General features: G+C 61.0%; 16 protein-coding genes. 9 read left to right on the top strand and 7 right to left on the bottom strand.

Features of this window, described 5'->3' with window-relative positions; all coding sequences use genetic code 11:
* Window positions 1-47 precede the first annotated feature (47 nt).
* Entirely contained in the window at window positions 48-1,409 is a 1,362-nt protein-coding gene (locus tag U1A53_RS01605) for a Gfo/Idh/MocA family oxidoreductase (RefSeq protein WP_322278603.1), read from the top strand.
* Between the two features lie 114 nt (window positions 1,410-1,523).
* Window positions 1,524-2,087 carry a YqgE/AlgH family protein gene (locus U1A53_RS01600; RefSeq protein WP_322278602.1) on the top strand — a complete coding sequence of 188 codons (564 nt, stop codon included), beginning with the start codon at window positions 1,524-1,526 and terminating at the stop codon, window positions 2,085-2,087.
* Window positions 2,088-2,094: 7 nt separating this feature from the next.
* Here U1A53_RS01600 and U1A53_RS01595 read toward each other — a convergent pair whose 3' ends face one another.
* From U1A53_RS01595 to U1A53_RS01585, 3 genes are read right to left on the bottom strand one after another with little or no spacing between them, the layout of a single operon-like run.
* Complete coding sequence (locus tag U1A53_RS01595; RefSeq protein ID WP_322278601.1) at window positions 2,095-4,563, bottom strand: hypothetical protein; 2,469 nt, start codon at window positions 4,561-4,563, stop codon at window positions 2,095-2,097.
* Window positions 4,560-5,132, bottom strand: coding sequence for a hypothetical protein (locus tag U1A53_RS01590; protein ID WP_322278600.1), 573 nt, complete (start codon window positions 5,130-5,132; stop codon window positions 4,560-4,562). The genes U1A53_RS01595 and U1A53_RS01590 overlap by 4 nt, the downstream gene beginning before the upstream one ends.
* Before the next feature lie 29 nt (window positions 5,133-5,161).
* On the bottom strand, window positions 5,162-5,479 hold the full coding sequence (locus U1A53_RS01585) for an FmdB family zinc ribbon protein (protein ID WP_322278599.1): 318 nt from the start codon (window positions 5,477-5,479) through the stop codon (window positions 5,162-5,164).
* Window positions 5,480-5,639: 160 nt separating this feature from the next.
* Between U1A53_RS01585 and U1A53_RS01580 the strand changes: the two genes are divergently transcribed.
* Together U1A53_RS01580 and rlmN are read left to right on the top strand one after the other, a co-directional pair.
* Complete coding sequence (locus U1A53_RS01580) at window positions 5,640-6,503, top strand: AraC family transcriptional regulator (RefSeq protein WP_322278598.1); 864 nt, start codon at window positions 5,640-5,642, stop codon at window positions 6,501-6,503.
* 70 nt (window positions 6,504-6,573) lie between these two features.
* Entirely contained in the window at window positions 6,574-7,698 is a 1,125-nt protein-coding gene (gene rlmN / locus U1A53_RS01575) for a 23S rRNA (adenine(2503)-C(2))-methyltransferase RlmN (protein WP_322278597.1), read from the top strand.
* Between the two features lie 6 nt (window positions 7,699-7,704).
* Here the strand turns inward: rlmN and U1A53_RS01570 are convergent, their stop codons facing one another.
* From U1A53_RS01570 to U1A53_RS01560, 3 genes are all read right to left on the bottom strand, one after another.
* On the bottom strand, window positions 7,705-8,295 hold the full coding sequence (locus tag U1A53_RS01570) for a cyclic nucleotide-binding domain-containing protein (RefSeq protein WP_322278596.1): 591 nt from the start codon (window positions 8,293-8,295) through the stop codon (window positions 7,705-7,707).
* 60 nt (window positions 8,296-8,355) lie between these two features.
* Window positions 8,356-9,264 (bottom strand): hypothetical protein, encoded by a 909-nt coding sequence (locus U1A53_RS01565; RefSeq protein ID WP_322278595.1) that lies wholly within the window; start codon window positions 9,262-9,264, stop codon window positions 8,356-8,358.
* 62 nt (window positions 9,265-9,326) lie between these two features.
* Window positions 9,327-10,202, bottom strand: coding sequence for a LysR family transcriptional regulator (locus U1A53_RS01560; protein ID WP_322278594.1), 876 nt, complete (start codon window positions 10,200-10,202; stop codon window positions 9,327-9,329).
* A gap of 59 nt (window positions 10,203-10,261) precedes the next feature.
* Between U1A53_RS01560 and U1A53_RS01555 the strand changes: the two genes are divergently transcribed.
* From U1A53_RS01555 to U1A53_RS01535, 5 genes are all read left to right on the top strand, one after another.
* Window positions 10,262-13,375, top strand: coding sequence for a DUF2339 domain-containing protein (locus U1A53_RS01555; protein ID WP_322278593.1), 3,114 nt, complete (start codon window positions 10,262-10,264; stop codon window positions 13,373-13,375).
* Between the two features lie 53 nt (window positions 13,376-13,428).
* A complete protein-coding gene (locus tag U1A53_RS01550; protein WP_322278592.1) occupies window positions 13,429-15,351 on the top strand; it encodes a hypothetical protein in 1,923 nt (640 codons plus the stop codon).
* 143 nt (window positions 15,352-15,494) lie between these two features.
* Window positions 15,495-17,669 (top strand): thioredoxin domain-containing protein, encoded by a 2,175-nt coding sequence (locus U1A53_RS01545; protein WP_322278591.1) that lies wholly within the window; start codon window positions 15,495-15,497, stop codon window positions 17,667-17,669.
* Between the two features lie 6 nt (window positions 17,670-17,675).
* Window positions 17,676-18,398 (top strand): hypothetical protein, encoded by a 723-nt coding sequence (locus U1A53_RS01540; RefSeq protein ID WP_322278590.1) that lies wholly within the window; start codon window positions 17,676-17,678, stop codon window positions 18,396-18,398.
* The gene (locus U1A53_RS01535; RefSeq protein ID WP_322278851.1) at window positions 18,377-18,640 is read left to right on the top strand and encodes a restriction endonuclease; all 264 of its coding nucleotides are present in this window, start codon (window positions 18,377-18,379) and stop codon (window positions 18,638-18,640) included. Before U1A53_RS01540 ends, U1A53_RS01535 begins: the two co-directional genes overlap by 22 nt.
* A gap of 337 nt (window positions 18,641-18,977) precedes the next feature.
* Here the strand turns inward: U1A53_RS01535 and tnpA are convergent, their stop codons facing one another.
* Entirely contained in the window at window positions 18,978-19,424 is a 447-nt protein-coding gene (gene tnpA, locus U1A53_RS01530; protein ID WP_322278589.1) for an IS200/IS605 family transposase, read from the bottom strand.
* Between the last annotated feature and the right edge of the window lie 139 nt (window positions 19,425-19,563).

The raw sequence follows: 19,563 nt of genomic DNA, 5'->3' as shown, positions 1-19,563 counted from the left end.
TCTCAAAGCAACGTAGGTTTGAGGCTCACAACCCAACCTACCGAATCATGCCCACTTCACGCCGCTCCTTTCTGAAGAATTCATCCCTGGCCTCTGCCGCCGTCGCGTTTCCCGCGTTCGTGCGTGGCCAGAACCTCAACAGCAAACTGCAGGTGGCCTGCGTGGGCGTGAACGGCATGGGCTACAGCGATCTGCACAACGTCGGATCGCATGCGGCGGTGAAGTTTGTGGGCTTCTGCGATGTGGACGCGAACCGGTTCGACAAGGCGGACAAGGAGTTTCCGGGCGTGAAGCATTTCTCCGACTACCGCGAGATGTTCAGCACGCTGGGTGATGGGTTTGATGCGGTGACGGTGGGCATTCCCGATCACATGCATGCGCCGGTCGCCGTGGCGGCGATGCAGCGTGGGAAGCATGTCTATTGTCAGAAGCCGCTGGCGCACACGGTGTGGGAGGCTCGGCAGATGCGCCTGTGGGCGGAGAAGAAGAATCTCACGACGCAGATGGGGAATCAGATCCACTCGGCCATCGAGTACCGCATGGGCACGCGTTTGATCAAAGAAGGCGCGATCGGCAAGATCAAGGAAGTGTACTCGTGGGTCGGCGTGACCGGCAATGAGCGGACGCGCATGTTCCAGCCGCCGCCATCGTCTCCGGTGCCGGCGAATCTGAACTGGGACCTGTGGATCGGTGCCGCGCCGATGCGCGAGTATGCGCAGGCCTATCACCCGTTCATCTGGCGTGACTGGCAGGACTTTGGCGGCGGCGGGTTGGGCGACTTCGGCTGCCACATCATGGACCCTGTCTTCACCGCGCTCGATTTGACCGCGCCGATCAGCGTTCAGGCAAAGAACAGCGGCATCAACGACCAGATCTGGCCCACGCATGAGACGATTCACTACGTCTTCCCCGGCACTGAGTACACGGCGGGCAAGACGATGAAGCTGACGTGGATGGACGGCGGCCTGAAGCCGAGCTACAAGCTGGCGCAGATGCCTGGTGACATTGATCTGCCCAGCAGCGGCTCGATTTTCATCGGCGAAGGCGGTACGATGGTGCTCGCGCATGTGGCGGGGCCCCGGCTGTATCCGCTCGACAAATTCACCGGCTTCAAATACCCGAAAGAGGAGGCCCGCAGCCACTGGCACACCTGGGTGGACGCCTGCCTCGCGAGCAAGAAGACCAGTGACGGCTTCCACTACGCCGGTCCGCTCGCCGAAACCGTGCAGCTCGGCAACGTGGCCACTCGTCTGGCGATTCCGAAGATCGATCCGGTCACGGGACGCATGGAGGAGGCGAACAAGGTGCTGGAATGGGACGCGGCAAACCTGCGCTTCCCGAATGCGCCGGAGGCCGACGCGTTGCTGACAAAGACCTATCGTAAGGGCTTCGAAGTCGCGGCGGCATAAAACGACCGGGTTTCGCAATTTCAAAAAAAACTGCGCGCCGAGCTGTGAAGTTCGGCGCGCATTTTTTTCGATGCACAATCGAGCGACTGGCGTAGTTATTGCGTCAGACATCGCATGCCTTCGGAAAACAAAAACGAATCATCGCCTTCTCTCAGTGGCAATTTGCTGCTCGCTTCACCGGCGATGCGTGATGCGAACTTCGCGCGCTGCGTGGTCTTCATGGCGGCGCACAATGCGAAGGACGGTGCCTTTGGTTACATCCTGAACCGCCCGCTGGAGCAGCGTGTGGCCGACCTGCTGCCGGACCAGGATCTCGGTGCCCTCGGCGAGGTGCCGGTGTTCATGGGCGGCCCGGTGGCGACGGACAAGCTGGCCTTTGCCGCGCTACAGTGGAACAAGCGCCGCCGCACGCTGCGCTGTCAGACGCACCTGTCCGTGGCCGATGCGCTGCATGCACTGAGCCTGGGTCACGATGTGCGCGGCTTCGTCGGCTACTCCGGCTGGAGCGGCGGTCAGCTTGAAAACGAGCTCGAGCTGCGCTCGTGGATCACCACCAGCGCACGTCCGCTTGTCCTCACCGTCGAAAAACCCGCCAAAATGTGGGGTGCCATTCTCGAAGACATGGGGCCGATTTATAAAGTGATGGCCGGCATGCCCGAGGACGTGGGGCTGAACTGAGGTCCGCCTACTTCGTGAACTCCTTATCGATGGCATCGAGATACTTTGAGATCGGATCGGTGCGTGGCGGGAGTTCTTTTTGGATGATGGCGGGAAGTTCGAGGAAGTCGTCGAACTTGCCGGAGAGGCGGCCGTTTTCGCTGGCTTCGAACCAGTCGAGGTAATCGCGCACGGCGATGGATTTCTGATACGCGACGAGGGCAAACGCATGCAGCGTGGCGAGGCGCTTCTCCATGTCCTTGGTTTTTCCTGCCTGCAGGTCAACCACAGCGGCGAGATAACCGGTGACGACAGGACGGAACAGCACGCTGACGCGCAGTTCTAGCGCCCGGAGAGAGGCGACGTTGTAGTTGAGGATTTGGACGCGATCCGGGCGCTTGAGGATGTGCTGGTATTCCTCCAGTGGCAGAACCACAGGTACCAAGCCGGATTTGGCGGCGGATGTGAGCGGGGCGGCACCGGTGGCGGGTTTGATCAGTTCCGCCGGAACGGGTTTGGCGTTCGGATTATTGGTGCGAGGCGTGCCGGAGGGAGCCGTTGACGGTTTGGAGGTCGATTTGGAGTTGGGATTGCTCGTGCGCGGCTTGCTATCCTGTTTGGCAGCAGCCTTCCGGGGTGTTTCCTCCTTTTTCTCTTCGTCCGGCTTGGGTTTGCGTTTGCGGAAATCAAACAGCGGTTCTGCGGTCATGCGTGGCGCCGCAGGAGCAAGCCATTGCCAGGCATCAGCGAGCGCCGGCGAAATGAGGCGGGCAACATCGAGAGAGGCAGACGGTGCGCCGGGTGCCTGCGCATCTTTGACAGGCAGATCCTCCTTTTTCGGCTCTTCGTCTTTGCTGCCACCGCGGAACCAGTTCAGCGGATTGAGCAGGGAGGGTTTCTTTTCTTCCTTGGCCCCCAGTTCGTCTGCTGCTGCGGTCTTGGGTTTTTCGACTTCAGCGGCCTTGGGTTTGTCTGTTTCCTTCTTCTCGTCGGAACCGGCGCCAAAGAGACGCCCAAAGAATCCCGGCTTCTTTTCCGCATCGTGGGCAGCCTCATTCGCGACAGGCGTTTCAGCGGTTTTGGACTCGTCCTCATCGGGATCGCCGAGGAAAAGCAGACGTCGCCACAGGCTGCGTTTCGGTTTTTCATCGCTCGCATCTTCTGCTTCGCCGACTTTGGGTTCGGCCGTGTCCTTGGATTTCGGTTTGGGCGGATCGTCTGTGACTGATGGCTGCAGCGGCCTTGGTTCACTCGACGCAACGACCAGAGGTGTGGGAAGGACAAACGGACGCGGTTTCACGTTCTTCGGCACCTCGTCGGGTTTTGCCTCGTAGCGAATGGTGATGGCGCCTTCGATGGCCTTGAGGCTCTCGACGGCGGTGAACGGCTCGGCGATGCCAGGTTTGGAGAGCGTGGCAAGCTGGAGCGACCACCATTTGTTCAAACTCGAAGCCGAGGCGGCGAAATTTGGAAACGCGGCGCTGAGCAGCTCGCGCTCGGAACGTGGATCGCTGGCAAGTGCGTTGAGGAATTTGTTGAAGCGCTGAGAGCCGTCCGGCTGATCGACAAGTGCGAGCACCAGGGCGCAGCAGGAGGTTTCGTAGATGGTGCGGGAGAGGCCGTCCATCTCGACCGGAGAGGCCTCGATGATCTCCTCGATGCCGTAGATTTTGCCGCTGCGGAAGATGGTGGAAAACAGGGCGCTGGGACGGGCGCTGGCGCGGTAGTCCATCGCGTGCAGCACACCGGTCATGATCCAGTCCGGGAGCAGCAGGCGCCCTTCGGGCGTGGTGATTTTTTGATGATTGCGCAGGATGCGTTCGGCGAGGAGGGCGCGCGCAACTTCCTTGCGTAAGTCCGTCTCTTTGAGACCGGGACGTTCGTTGATCGTGACTTGCACATGAAATCCGCCGTGCGTGAGTTCGGTGATGGCGGTGGAAATCGGCGGGCCCTTCGATTTGGTGGCTTCTTCGCCTGTGTTGAGCAGCACGACGACGGGAAGCACCCATGGCTCCTTGTCATGAAGCACCTTGCGCAGCTCCTGCGAAATCTCCTCGCAGCGTGTGGACATGGCACTGCGAGTCTGAAACACCTTCCCATGCACGATGAACTGTCCTGTGGTGCTGGTGGAGCTGGTGATGGGGATTTTATCCGAAGGAGCTGCCGATCGCGGCACCTGATTGGCCGCAGGCTGCGTGACGGCTTCGAGCACCTGCATCTTGCTGGCGGCATTGCCAGCAGGCGGCGGCACGACTGCCTTCGCCGGTTCTGTAGGCGGGGTGGATGGTGCCGCAGGCTTGGCAGGCGCGTTGCCCTGCAACTGGCCTGGCAGCGGTGGTGGCGTGAAAGTTTTTGGTGCCTCGATGGCCGCAGCGGCCGCTTTCTGCTCCTTGGTGAGCTGCGGGAAGGGCGGCGCGGGCGTCTGCGCCGTGGCAAACAGTGTGGCGCAGATGAACGCGATCACGACCGCCTGGACGAATGGAAGATGACGAATCATGCGGAAGGGAAGCGGGGATCGAGCACGAGTTTGTCCTTGGCGATGGTGATTCGGGTCATCTGGAACAGCGCCCGAATCTCAGGGTCGAGCGCCTCCGCCACCGCACGCAAAGATGGATACAGCGGGCGCATCATGCCGCGCGGCATGCCAAGATGACCATAGGCACCGTGCAACAGCTCGACGTGGAAGTTGTCCGCATCACGGCTGATGGCGAGATCGACGCTGGCGGTGCGCGTGTGGCCTTTGAGCTTCCACACCAGGAAAAGTCGTGCGCTGTCCGGCTCCAAGTCAATGCGCGCTCCATCAAAGGCCACCCAGTCACCAAACACGTTCGCGACCTTGCCCGCAAGCGTCGTGGTAAGATGACGGTTCACCTCGGCCTCGCTGATTTCCATCACCGCCGCGCGCTTGATCGCCGTCTGGCGCAGCATGTCGAGCATGTCATCGGCCTTGGCAGCGCTAGGCGGGGGTGTGTTGGGCAGTTCGGCAGGACGATGCGCCACCCAAGCTGCACCCGCCAGCGCACTGACCAAAAGCAACCGCAGCGTCTGAAGCAGGTGGTGAGTCACGGCGGCAGGAGGTGTGTGTGAAGGCAGAATCAGGCCGCCGTGCTTGTTTTCGCAGGCGCGGGTGCAGGACTGGCAGGCGCAGGCGTGCTGGGAGCGGCCGGTGTGCTTGTAGATGAAGCTGAGCCTTCAGAATCTTTCTTCGCACCGGCTTTGTAGGAATCGCTGCGGTAGTCAGTGATGTAGAAGCCGGAGCCTTTGAAGATCAAACCGGCACCGAGGCCGATCTTGCGCTTGATCGGACCGGGACAGCCCTCCTGCGGGCAGTCGGTGAGATGCGCGTCCTTCATGGACTGCTTGGCTTCAAATTGGTGGCCACACGTCTGGCATTCGTAATCGTAGGTGGGCATGGTTCTGGAAAAAGTGCGCGGGGGGTTTCTGGGATCGCGCAACGGGGTGGTGATTATGCCGTGCTGCACCCTCTGCTGCAAAAGGATTTTCCCCGGCTCAGCTTTTGGAAGATGTAATCAGTCCTCGACACCATGGTGGGAGGAGATGTATTATTCGTTCATGGCAGCCACGCTGTTCCAGGAAACCGTCTTCCTGACGAATCTTTACGCCACTCCTGCGGACTGGCAGCGTGATTTGTTTTATTCCGTGGTGCGTGCCGGGCACCTGAAGGCTGGCTTTGAGCATCGCATCGAGCGCGAGACCTATCCGGGCCACGAGCTGATTCTCTGCCTCAAGGGCCGTGGCTGGGTGCAAGTGGGCGGCAAACGGCACGAGGTCGGCCCTGGTGGCCTCGTTTGGGTAAACTGCCACCACCCGCACCTCTACGGGGCGCACAATCGTGATCCGTGGGAGCTTTACTGGATGCGGATTGAAGGCCGTTCGCTCGACCGTATCGCCGAGCTGCTGCAAGTGCGCTCGCAGCCTGTGCTCGAAGGCATCAACGAGCAGGCCGTCATGCGCGAGTTCCAAAATGCGTTTCAATACATGAGCGGCACGCGTCCGAGCGATGCCGCGCTCGCCAGCGCCGCCGTGGCCGCCATCATCGGCCTCGCCTTCCACGTGCGCCTTTCCGAACCAGGTCTCGTGCAGCCAGAGCTGCCACAGGCCGTATCCAAGGCGCTCGAACGCATGCGCCTCTACTTCCATCTGCCCATGCGCGTGTCCGAGTTGGCGAACCTCAGCGGCATGAGCGAGAGCCACTTCAGCCGCCAGTTCAAAGCCGCCATCGGCACCAGCCCCATCGACTGGCTGCGGCGGGAGCGCATCAATCAGGCAAAGCGCCGCCTCATCGAATCCGACGATCCCGTCAAAGAAATCGCCCGCCAGGTCGGCTATCACGACCAGTTCTTCTTTTCCAAGGATTTCAAGAAGATGACCAAGCTCACGCCCACGCAGTTCCGCGAGCAGGAGCGGCAGCCCTAGCCCCGCTTGCGGCGGTGATTTGAGATTTGAAATGCCAAATTTCAAATCCACCGCCACTATCACAGCCCCCATGAGCACCGCCAGCACACCCCAGGCACTCCTCGGCATGAAGCCGGAGGAAATCGCCGATGTGTTCGCGGAACTCGGCCAGCCCGCGTTTCGTGCGAAACAGCTCGTGGAGTGGGTTTTCGCCAAACGCGCCGCCAGTTTCGATGAAATGACGAACCTGCCGAAAGCGACGCGCGAGGCGCTCGCCACACGTTTCGTCACACGCTCGCTCAGCATCGCCAAAATCACCGGCTCCGCCGACACGACGCGCAAATTCCTCCTCAAGCTGCATGACGGCCGCTACGTCGAAACCGTGCTCATTCCGGCCAATCCCGCGCTCTATGGCGGCAAATCCGACCGCCGTACACTCTGCGTCTCCAGCCAGGTCGGCTGCGCTTACGACTGCAAATTCTGCGCCAGCGGTCTCGCCGGCTTCGCGCGCAATCTCACCGCCGGCGAAATCGTCGAGCAGATCGTGCAGGTCGAGGCCTATGCGGGCGAACGCGTGGACAACCTCGTCTTCATGGGCATGGGCGAGCCGCTCGCGAACTACTCGAACGTCACGAAGGCCATTGAGATCCTCAACGCCGACTGGGGTGTCGGCATCGGCGCGCGCCACATGACCGTCAGCACGAGCGGCTTGGCACCTCAGATCAAAAAACTCGCCGATTTCCCACTGCAAATCCGCCTCGCCATCTCCCTTCACGGCGCCACCGACGAGGTGCGCGAGAAAATCATGCCCGTGAACCGCAAGCACAACCTCGCCGAGTTGTTCGAGGCGCTCGACTACTGGAATCAAAAGCGGAAGCAGTTCCTCACCTTCGAGTTCATCCTCATCTCCGATGTGAATGACAGCATGCAACAAGCCCATGCGCTCGCCAAACGCGCCCGTGCTGCCAATGCGAAGGTCAATCTCATCCCCTACAACACCGTCGATGGCCTGGAGTGGGCACGCCCCAGCGAAGAACGTCAGGACGCCTTTCTCGCCGTACTCACGAATGCCGGTGTCACCGCCACACTGCGCCGCGAAAAAGGCCATGACATCGCCGCTGCCTGCGGACAGCTCCGTTTGAAGCAGGAAACCGAGCTCGGCATCATCGAATCGCCGATTCCGGAGAAACGGATCACGATTGGCGCGGGAACCTGAACGCGCTCATCGTGCGCGGGCAGGCTTCCTGACAGTGACGACGCGTTTCACGGGCCGCTTGAGCTTGGGAGCCGGTGATGGCACCGGTTTGATCTCCGCATGGGCCTCACGCAGCACGCGCAGCTCTTTTTCGACTTCGGCCAGACGTTTCGACGTGGCCTCCAGCTTCCGCACAACGAGGCGGGCGACGAATTCGTAAAGAGCGGCGTGAAAATCAGGATCTTCCTCACGCGGATGGATGTCCTGGAGGAATTTCTGGTCCACCGCGAGACACACAGCCTTCGTGGAGGCAATGACCGAGGCGAGGCGCTTGTCTTGGTTGACGAGCGCCAGCTCGCCGAAAACTTCGCCGATGCGGGTGATGGAAGCGACTTTTTTGCCGCCGACCCGCACTTCCAGCTCACCACTGAGCAGGACGTAGATGCGGGAGTCGATGCTGCCCTCCTTGATGATGTGATCGCCCGGCTCGCACTGGAGCAGGCTGCTGGAATTCAGCACATCATCGAGCTGGTCATCGCTAAAACTGGCAAGAGCAGGCACCGCGCGCAGGGGCGACGGGTTCTGCTTCTCGTCATGGATGTAAGCAAACTCTTTCATGAAATTCGCCGTGATTCTGTCAGTAGCTGGGCCGCAACCACAAGACAAATCTGCGAATTCTCACGGTTTGGGCACCGCTTTGACCGCTGCGTCATAGGCGGGCCAAAAACTGGCCGGAGGCTGCAAATCCTTGGCCCCGTCGTCAAACCGCGTGCCTATCTCCTGCAATGGCAACGATTTCGCCACATCAATGCCTGCCGTGATGTTCGCCGGCGAGAAGACGAGACGCGTGAGGTGCATGCCTTTGAGCGGGGAGAGGTCTGTCACCGGCGTTTCAGCGATGTGCAGGCGCTGCAAGGCGGTGCCGCTGAGTGGTGACAAATCCTTCACCTTCGTGCGGTGCAACGTCACACTCACCAGCGGCACTGTTTTGAGCGCACTGATGTTCTCCACCGGACAATCCGTGAGCCAGAGCATCGTGATCGGGCACTTGGCGATGCCGGAGATGTCACCGATGGGGCAGCCAACCGCGTTCAGCTCCACCAGCGGCATGTTTTCGAGCGCGCTGAGGTCGCGCACTGGTGTGCGGCTCAAATACAACTTCTCCAACGGCATGCCGCGGATCGGCGAGAGATCCTGCACCTTCGTGTCTTCAAGATACAGCTCCACCAGCTTCTTCCCCTGCATCGGCCGCAGGTCGGTGATCGGCGTCTCGCTCAAATCCAGCGCCAGCGGCTCGAGGTGCTGCAAAAACTTCACGTTCTCGATCTTCGCCCCGCGGAGACTCAACGCGATCACCTTGCCGCCCTCGATGTTGAACTGGCCGTCGCCCGTGTAACCCGGATTGTGGTACTTGATCTCCGTGTGCAGCATCTCCTGCGTCCAATAGACCGCATTGGGTTCTGCTTTGGCCGGGGCCGCCGGTTGTTCCGCCACCACCGGCTTCGGCGCTGGAGCAGGCTCGCGTTTCTTGGGCTCGTCGCCGCATTGGGTCAAAACCAGAGGAAGGATGAGAAGACAGGACTTCATGCCACGGGCATGACGGATTCTGGGCATGGATGCAAGCATGAAGTGAAACATGGCCGTGAGATCTACGCCGCCAATTCCCCCGCTAGTGTCGTTGCCTCCGCAAGAAACGCCTCGCCGAGCGGTGACAGGCGTCCGGTCCACAGCGCGCCAAAGCTCAGCGGTGGAAAATCATCGAGCGCGAGAGCTTTGACACCAGCAGGCAGCTCGACACGCGGATGCCGCAGGGCCAATCCCGCGCCGAAGCCTTCAGCAACGTAGCGCACCACGAGATCGAGGCTGCCGACCTCAAGGCTGGGCAGCCATTCAAGGCTACGCTGACGCAGCGCGGCCTGGAACGAACGCGAAATCACATCTTTGGCCTCCAAAGCCACGAGCGGCAGGTCGATGCGATCCTTTTCAAAAATCTGCGCCGCTTTCGTGAGGCCGCTCTGCTTTGGCACGAGCAGCACCATCGGCAGGCGCAGCAGTTCACGCGCCTCGATGTTCGCCGCCGTCTTGTCCATCAACGTGCTGAGGCCGATGTCGATCTCCTGCGCGGCCAGCAGCGCCTCGATCTCCTGCTGACGGCCATGCGTGAGGGTGAAATGAAAGCCCTTCACCCGCTGCCGCATGCGCGCCAGCAGCTCTGGCAGGTAATCTCGCTGCACGATCTCCGCAGCCGAGATGCGCAGCCGCTTTTCACCACCACCACGAATGCGATCCGCCATTTCCGCGAGACCGCTGAAGAAAGGTGCGATGAAATCGTGGAGCGCCTGCCCCTCACGCGTGAGCTGAAACGGCCGCCGCTGATACAGCGTGACTCCGAGCACGTCCTCGAGCTGGAGAATCTGCGCGCTGATCGCCGGCTGCTGGATGCCATACGGCATCGCCCGTGCTGCGGCGCTCACGCCGCCATGCCGCGCCACGTAGTAAAAGAGTTCGAGGTGATGGACGTTCATGGGACGAGTGGAAGGCTATACGCTTTATCAATGATGCCACCTGGAAATATCAATTTCCATTGCCCGCCGATCCTGAGACACTGCGCGGCATTATGGAAGAACTCATCATTCTCATCCTCCTGGTCGTCAGCGGCGCGGTGCTCGTGATGCCAATCATCGCGCTCGTCTCCGCCAGCAAGACATGGCGCCAGACCGACGAACTGGGCAAGCAAGTCGGCTTTCTGCGCGAGCAACAGGCCCGCAGCATCGAACGTGAGGCACGGCTCATTCAGCGCATCGAACGGCTGGAAACGGTGAACAAGATGACGCGTCCGCAGGAGGAACCTGCCGCTGCGGAAACGCGGGCCAAACATGCGCCGCCTCCCGTGGCACCGCGTGAGTTCATTTCGGCTCCTGCTCCGAAACTCGTCGCTGAACCTGCCGCGCCGCCGCCGATCCCCCAACCCGAACCCGTTTTCACCCAAGCTCCGGAGCCCGTTCGTAGTTCCCCGCCTGCATCGCTTCGCGAAGAGATGCGGGCAGGGGGCTTCAGCCCGTCCGCTGCACCCCAACCACCTTCAGTCCCCGCCGTTCGCATCAATCTCGAACAATTCATGGGTGCAAAGCTCTTCGCGTGGGTCGGCGGTCTTGCGTTGTTCCTCGGCGTCATCTTCTTCGTGAAGCTCAGCATTGAGCGCGGCTGGATTTCACCGGAGCTGCGCACGGCCATCGGTTTCGTCATCGGCATCGGTCTTGTCGGTGGTGGTGTGGTCATGCATCGCCGCGAGCGCTATATCACGCTTGCGAACACACTCTGTGCCACGGGCATCGTCATGCTCTACGGCGTGACCTTCGCCGCGCACTCGATCTGGCGCATCCCACCGCTCGATCAGCCGTTGGTGGCTTTTCTGCTCATGACGCTCATCACCGGCGCGGCCTTCCTGCTCGCCGTGCGGCTCAATGCGCAGGTCGTAGCCGTGCTCGGCATGCTCGGCGGTTTTTTGACGCCGATCCTCTGCTCCACAGGTCGCGATCAACCCTTCGGCCTCTTTAGCTACATCGCGCTGCTCGACATCGGTGTGCTCGCCGTCGCCAAAAACAAACGCTGGCTCCATCTCACCGCTCTGGCGGCCGCAGGCACCATCTTCATGCAAGCCGGGTGGCTGGTGAAATTCTTCCACTCATCGCAATACGCCATCGGTTCGGCCACCTGGACTCCCGTGATCGTGTTTCTAGGCTTCGCGGCGCTGTTCTCGCTCGCCGCCTGGTGGTCGAAGCAACGGGACGCCGACGATCTCTTCCCGGCGGCATCCGCGCTGGCGCTGTGCGGCAGCGCGCTGTTCACCGCGTTCGTGTTTCTCGGCTTCGGGGCCATCACGGAGCGCCCCGTACTGCTCTACACCTTCGTGCTTGGCATCAACGTCATCGCCTTGCGAATCGTATGGCATCAATCAAGCGTCGGCATCGCGCAGAGCATCATCGGCACGCTCACCTTCCTACACCTCTCGATCTGGACGGCTAACAAGCTCACCCCCGAGCTCCTGCCGCATGCGCTGGGCACTTTCCTCGCCTTCGGCCTGTTCCACACCGCGTTTGCAGTGCTGATGGAGCGTAAAGCGCCAAATCAGGTGCCCTTCGCAGGCTGGGTGCCCGTCATCACGCTCATCCTGCTGCTCATGCCCGTGCTTTGCCTGGATGCGATCAGTCTCTCGATCTGGCCGGTGATCCTGCTCGTCGATCTGCTCATCATCGGCCTCGCGGTGATGACTGGCAGGCTCATGCCGGTGCTGGCAGCGCTGGTGCTCACCTTGATCACCGCAGGCGCGTGGCTGTTCCGCTGGCCGCGTGAGATCGGCTTCACGCTCATGCCATTCCTCTTCGTGGTCGGTGGTTTCGCCGTGCTGTTCGGCATCGCGAGCAGCTTCCTCTCGCGCAAACTGCCCAAGGCCGCGTTCTCCGCGCTGCTGCCGGTCAGCTCGGCGGTGCTGCCTTTCCTGCTGCTTATCCTCGCCACACTGCGGCTGCAAATCGCGAATCCGTCGCCGGTCTTCGGCCTCGCACTGCTGCTCACCGTTTTCCTGCTCGGCCTTGTGCGCATCAGCGGCATCACCGCGCTCGCGCCGACAGCGCTGGGCTGCGTGCTGGCGCTCGAATGGGCCTGGCATCAGCAAAGTTTCAGCGTGGAGCAGGCCACCACGCCGCTGCTCTGGTATCTCGGCTTCTACGCCATCTTCACCGCGTTCCCGCTCGTGTTTCAGAAGCAGTTCGCCACGCGCAAACTGCCCTGGATCGCCTCCGCGGCGGCAAGCATCGGCACTTTCAGCCTTGTGTATCGTCTCGTTGGCCAAACCTGGCCGAATGACTCGATAGGCCTGCTCCCCGTTGCCTTCGCCATCGCTCCCCTGCTCTGCCTCGTCTTCGTTTTGAAACAGCACGGGGCCGAAAATCCCGCACGTCTCACCCAACTCGCGTGGTTCGGCGGTGTGGCGCTGTTTTTCATCACGCTGATCTTCCCGATCCAGTTCGAGAAGCAATGGATCACAATTGGCTGGGCGCTGGAAGGTGCGGCGCTGTGCTGGCTTTTCCGCCGCGTGCCGCATCCCGGCCTGCGGGGCACCGGCACGGCGCTGCTCGTCGCCGCCTTCGTCCGTCTCGCCGTCAATCCCGCCGTGCTGGAGTATCAAATCCGTGGCGAGACGCCGATCCTCAACTGGCAGCTCTACGCCTACAGCCTCTCCGCGCTGGCGATGTTCTTCGCCGCCTTCTGGCTCACACCTCCAAGTCATCTTTGGGGCAAAATCAACCTGCGTGGCCTGTTCGGCTCTCTCGGCGGCATTTTGCTCTTCCTGCTGCTCAACATCGAAATCGCCGATGCCTTCACGCCGGCGGGCCAGCGCTCGATCACCTTCGACTTCAACGGCAATCTGGCCCGCGACATGACCTACACCATCGCCTGGGCCTTGTTCGCGCTCACCTTGCTCGTGCTCGGCATCTGGAAGCGCAACGCACCCACGCGCTACGCCGGCATCGGCCTGCTCGCGGTCACGCTGCTGAAGCTCTTCCTGCACGATCTCGCGAACATCGACAGCGGCTACCGCATTGGTGCCCTGATCGCGGTTGCCATCATCGCGCTCGTCGCCTCGTTCCTGTATCAACGCTTCCTCACCGACGACAAAAGCACTCCAGAGCTTTAGCTCGTCTTCACCGCGCATCAGAACGAGCTGAAGCTCATTACTACTTTCCAATCATGAACCCGCATCCCCTGCTCCTCGCTTTGTGCTTCTCCACGGCAGCCAGCGCCGCCGATTTCGCCGCGTGGACGCACCGCCAGACTGTGCGCATCACGCAGCCCGGCCTCACCCGCCTCGAACTCGAACCCGCGCTGCTTGATGCCTCTCGCACGACCGGCGGAGCACCGTTTCATGATCTTCGTGTCATCAATCCCGCTGGTGTCGAAACGCCCTACATCATCGCCTTGCCGCGCACCATGCGTCCGGCGAGTGTCGGAGCTGTCGGCTTCAAGGCCACGCTAAATCCGACGACCACCGTGCTCGAGTTTCAGCCGCCTGACACCTTCACGATTCAGGAACTGGTGCTGAAGACCAACGGCGAAAACTTCATCAAGGCCGCCACGCTCGAAGCCAGCAGCGACGGCACGACGTGGCAGACGCTCGGCAGCGGCGAAGTGCTCTGCCGCCAGAATGGCACCGAGCGTTTGCGGCTGCCCATCGCTCCGGCGGTGTGGAGGCAATTCCGCATCACCATCGACGACTCACGCACCGGGCCCGTCGCCTTCACCGGCGCTCAAATCGTGCGGGAACTACCGGAGCTGCGCACCGTGCCGCATTTAGCGACGATTCGATCCCGCACCGAAGAAAAGGACACAACGCGCCTCACGCTTGATCTCGGCAGCGCGAATGTGCTGCTCGGCGCCGTGCGCGTTCACACGCCCGAACTGGTGTTCCAGCGAGTGTCCACGCTCTTGAACACGACGCACACGCTGTTCCGCATCCAGCACGAAGGATTCACGGCTGAAGACCTCGAAGTCCCCGCGCATCAGCTCGCCGCCAAACGTGAGGTCGAACTCGTCATCCACAACGGCGACAGTCCGCCGCTGCGCCTCGACCGCGTCGAGGTCACGCGCCACATCGTGCCGCTAGTGTTTCAAGCTGACACCGCTGGCGAATGGCAGCTCTACATAGGCAACGCGCAGGCATCCGAACCACGCTACGACATCGCCGCGCTCAGTGACAAACTGCGCGATGCGAGCGCCAACTCCGCCACGGCCAGCGCCGTCGAAGCAAACGCCGACTTTCGCAAGACCGCCACCGCGCCCGAAGTCGGCGAGACCGGAGCGGCCATTGATGTCTCCGCTTGGTCATTCCAACGGGCGATTCAGTTCAGCGAAGCCGGCGTCATTGAGCTCGAACTCGATCCCGCCGCGCTCGCCCGCTGCGAGAATGATCTCAACGACGTGCGGATCGTTCGTGAGGGCCGTCAGGTTCCCTTTCTCGCCATCAAACCGGGCCTGGAGCGCGAACGAGCCATCTCCTTCGTCGAAGTTGCCGACCCGAAGGCTCCTAGCTGGTCCAAGTGGGACATCACGATGCCCTTTGCCAATTTCCCAGGCAGCACCCTGCTGCTCGACTCGCCCACGCCCTTGTTCCGGCGCACTCTGAGCGTCACCGAACAGATTCACAACGAGCAGGGCCACTTCGAGCGCATTCTCGGCACCGCGAACTGGCAGCGCACGCCGGGACAAACACCCACCACTTTCCACCTTCCCCTCTACAGCGCCCCACGGGCCGAGACGATCCGCCTCGCCACCGACAACGGCGATAACGCGCCGCTGCAAATCACCAGCGCGCGCGTCGTTTATCCCGTCGTGCGCCTGCTGTTCCGCGTTCCCGATACCAAGCCGGTGAGCCTCTGCTACGGCAACAGCCGCGCCACCCACACGCGCTACGACCTCCAACTCGTCCGCCGCGAATTTGAAACCGCGACCAAGGTCGCCGCCACGCTCGGCGACGAAGAGAAACTCCCCGGCTACCAGGCCGATCCCCTCACCAGCGGCAAAGGCTCTCCGTGGCTCTGGGCCGCACTTGCGTTGGTAGTCGGTGCGCTGCTGTGGATCGTCGCGAAGATGCTGCCAAAGCAGGTGGAAAAGTAACCAAGTCAAGGCTGCGCCGGTCAATTGGTCAAGGTCGTCAAGCGTCGTGCCAGTAACCATCTTGACCACCTTGACACTCTTGACGCGCAGCTCTTGACCGCTTGCAACCCCGCCCCTCATGCGGACGTTAACTCATTACCCCAATGAGTGATTCCGGCCAGTCCCACAAATTCACCAACGCCCTCGCCAAGGAGCGTTCGCCCTACCTGCTTCAGCACGCGCACAATCCCGTGAACTGGCTGCCGTGGGGCGATGCGGCCTTCGCGAAGGCCAAGGCCGAGGACAAGCCGATCTTCCTCTCGTCCGGCTACTCGACCTGCCACTGGTGCCACGTCATGGAACGCGAGTCGTTTGAGAACGAGGAAGTCGCCAAGCTCATCAACGACAACTTCATTCCCATCAAAGTCGATCGCGAGGAGCGGCCCGATGTCGATCTCACCTACATGACCTACGTTCAGGCGGCGAGCGGCCACGGCGGCTGGCCGATGAGTGTGTTCCTCACACCGGAGCTGAAACCGTTTTATGGCGGTACCTATTATCCGCCGGAGAACACGCCGGGCCGCATCGGGTTCAAGAATCTGCTCAACGAGCTGCACAAGGTGTGGACCGAAGATCGCAAAGGCATCGACGAACGTGCCGCGCGCTCGGTGGAGAAACTCCAGGAGCATCTCGACAACGAAAACAGCGCCGTCACCGACATCAGTCACGAGACGCTCGTGCAGAAGGCTTACGACGATCTCTCCGGCTCCTTCGATTACCATGAAGGCGGCTTCGGCGGCGCACCGAAGTTCCCACGGCCCACCACACTGAACCTGCTCATGCGCATTCATCGCATCCTCGCTGAGCGGAAGGGCGAAGACCGCGTCTCCGAGAGCCAGTGGGCCATGGAGATGACCGTCAAGACGCTGCGCGGCATGGCCAATGGCGGCATGCGCGACCACGTCGGCGGCGGCTTCCACCGCTACAGCGTCGATGCCTACTGGCACATCCCGCACTACGAAAAGATGCTCTACGATCAGGCGCAACTCCTCACCGCCTATGTCGAAGGCTGGCAGATCACGCAGACCGCGTTCTTTGAAACCATCGCCCGCAACACCGTCGCCTATCTCAAGCGCGACCTGCGCCACAAGGACGGCGGCTTCTTCTCCGCCGAAGACGCCGACAGCCTCGCCACCGCCGATGCCGCGCACAAAACCGAAGGCGCCTTCTACGTCTGGAAGGCCGCCGAAATCGACGAACTGCTCGGCAAAGACGACGGCAACATCTTCCGCTACGCCTACGGTGCCCGCCGCGATGGCAACGCACGCCCCGAAAGCGATCCACATGGCGAACTCAAAGGCCTCAACACCCTCTACCGCGCCGTCTCCTTCAAAAAGACCGCCGAGTTCTTCAAGAAGACCCCCGAAGAAGTTCAAGTCATCATCGACAAAGGCCTGAGCACGCTCTTTGAAGCCCGCACTAAACGTCCGCGCCCGCATCTTGATGACAAAATCATCGCCGCGTGGAACGGACTCGCCATCTCCGGCCTAGCTCGTGCCGGAGCCGCCTTTGGCGATGCCGAAACAACCGCACTCGCCACCGGAGCCGCACAGTTCATCCACGATCAGCTCTGCACCACACCCGGCAAAAGCCTGCACCGCTCCTGGCGCGAAGGCGAGCGCGGCCCCAAGGCCTTCGCCATCGACTACGCCTGCCTCATTCACGGCCTGCTCGATCTCTATCAGGCCTCCTTCGACGTGAAATGGCTCCAGTGGGCCGTCGAATTGCAAAGCGAGATGGACACCCTCTTCCTCGACACCAAAAACGGCGGCTACTACAGCGTCCACACCGACATGCCCAACAGCGTCCTCCGTATCAAGGAAGACTACGACGGCGCCGAGCCTTCACCAAACTCTCTCGCCGCCCTCAACCTCGTGCGCCTCAGCGCCCTGCTCGCCAAAGACACTTGGAAGCAGCAGGCCGAGAAAATCTTCGCCCTCTTCGGCTCCACGCTTCAGAGCAGCCCCTCCTCCGTGCCCGTCATGGCCATCGCCTTCGACCTGCACCATCGCGGCAAACAGCAAATCGTCCTCGCCGGCGACAAAACGGCCCCTGAGTTTCAAAAGCTCGCCCAACACCTCCATCGCAAGTTCCTTCCCAACGCCGCCCTCCTCCTCGCCGACGGCGGCACAGGTCAGCAGTGGCTCGGCCAGCACAACGAAGCCATTGCAGGCATGAAACCCGTCAGCGACAAACCCGCCGCCTACGTCTGCCAAAACTTCACCTGCCAAGCCCCCGTGACGACGGTGGAGGAATTGGAGAAGGCGTTGGGGAAATGAGTTCACATGAAGAGACCATCTGTTTTACTTCTAGGACTGATCGTCATCACCGCTTGTCGATCAGTGGAAGACAAAGAAGCAGCGGCTTGGGAACAAAGTTACAAAGCCGAGCAGGCTCGTGCGCAGACCGAGATACAGCGGTTAAAAGAAGGTGATCGTCAGGCGAAAGCCCATTTTCTGGAGCGCTACCGCCGCTACCAGTGCTCTCGAGAGGATGTCCCGCAAACGGACGAGTCCAAAGGACCTGGTCACCGCTTCAAGTCCATGCAACTGGGCGACCATTTGGCGCTGAAACTCAAGCTCGGAAAAGCCACCTATGCTGACGGGCTTCCTTATGGCCCTACACGCACGGCATCTCGTTATCAGCTTTTCTGGGATGGTAAGTTGGTCGGTGAGGCAGAAAGCCTCTTTTCCACCGGCAATGAAGATTCTTCTGTAAACCGCATCTTCTACTGTCCAAAAGATCACACCGTCGTGGTCTTTGATGACCTATGCTGGAGTACCAGGCGGTTTTTTGTTTTCGCGCAATCCTCCAAGCCAGATAGAACCCCAAAATGGACGACCAAGTATTTTGTGGTACCGGATCCGCCCAGTAACGGGCCTTCTCCAGATATGGCGGAGATTTTGGGTGTTGGAAATGGGTGTATATATATGGAGGTAGATGGTCAACCATATGCCTTCCCGTTCGATGACTTCATCCAAACAAAATTGGAGTTCACCGTCGGCTGAACAGATGTGCAGCAGTTCGCCAGTGCTCTGGCAACAAAGCCACCAAAGGCATCTTCATCACGACCTCCACGTTCACCAAAGATGCCGTCGTGTTCGCCAAGAACGTCAGCAACAGCAAGATCGTCCTCATCGACGGTGACGAGCTGGCCGAACTCATGATCGACCACAACGTCGGCGTCTCGGTCGCTCAAGTCTATGCGGTGAAGCGCATCGACTCAGACTACTTCGCCGAAGGGGAGTGATGCAACGATCCCGAAGGGATCATCGAAGGTAGCCAGGGGTCGAATGACCCCTGGATGACGTGCGAACCCCAAGCTCTCTCAAGGGTGCATGCCGGAGGCATGCTAGCGGTGGGCGAATGTTCTGTGGCCTCGGTTGCAGGCGTGTGGACGAACAGCGGCGCTAGCATCCCTTTCGGGATGCGCCCTTGAGACGCGGAGACGTTGATCCGGCTTTCCGGAGGTCTTTGACCTCCGGCTACCTTCGATGATCCCTTCGGGATCGAAGGCACAAAATCGTTGCGCTATATTGGGTGCTGGATGCTTGCCTGCGACTTTTCTTCACCTCCACACCTCCGCCTCAATCCAAATACCGTTCTTCAAACGCCACGCCCGTCCGCCGCAACATCGCCACCAACTCCTCGCGGAAGGTTCTCACGCGATGATGCTCTTCCTGATCGTTGACGTAGTCGCGCACCGATTGAATCGCCGTCGGACTCACCGTGAACGCCGCATAGCCTTCCTGCCACGCGAAATGTGGCTCATGGAGCGTGTCCTTGACCCAGTTCGTCGCGTCTTTCTTCAGATCGCGCATGAAGTCGGAGAGGCAATGCGTCGGTTTGAGGCCAAACAGCAGATGCACATGATCCGCCACGCCACCGACGCAGATCGGGGTGCCCTCCAGCCCGCGAATCATGCCGCCGAGGTATTCGTGCAGTCGCGGACGCCATGCGGCGGCGATGATGGGCTCCCGGTTCTTCGTCGAGAAGATCACATGGTAATGCAGCGAGGTGTAGGTGCCGGGCATGCGGAGGCGTGGGGTAAGAGGACGGTGCTAGCATGCCGCCGGCATGCGCCCTTGGGCAACGGGTTTTGTGACATGGTTACCAGGGGTCGTGTGACCCCTGGCTACCTTCGATGATCCCTTCGGGATCGGGACTCGTTAT

Source organism: Prosthecobacter sp. (genome assembly GCF_034366625.1).
Classification (GTDB): domain Bacteria; phylum Verrucomicrobiota; class Verrucomicrobiia; order Verrucomicrobiales; family Verrucomicrobiaceae; genus Prosthecobacter.
The sequence above is the reverse complement of the archived record's forward strand: the minus strand, read 5'-3'. Positions and strand labels throughout refer to the sequence as shown.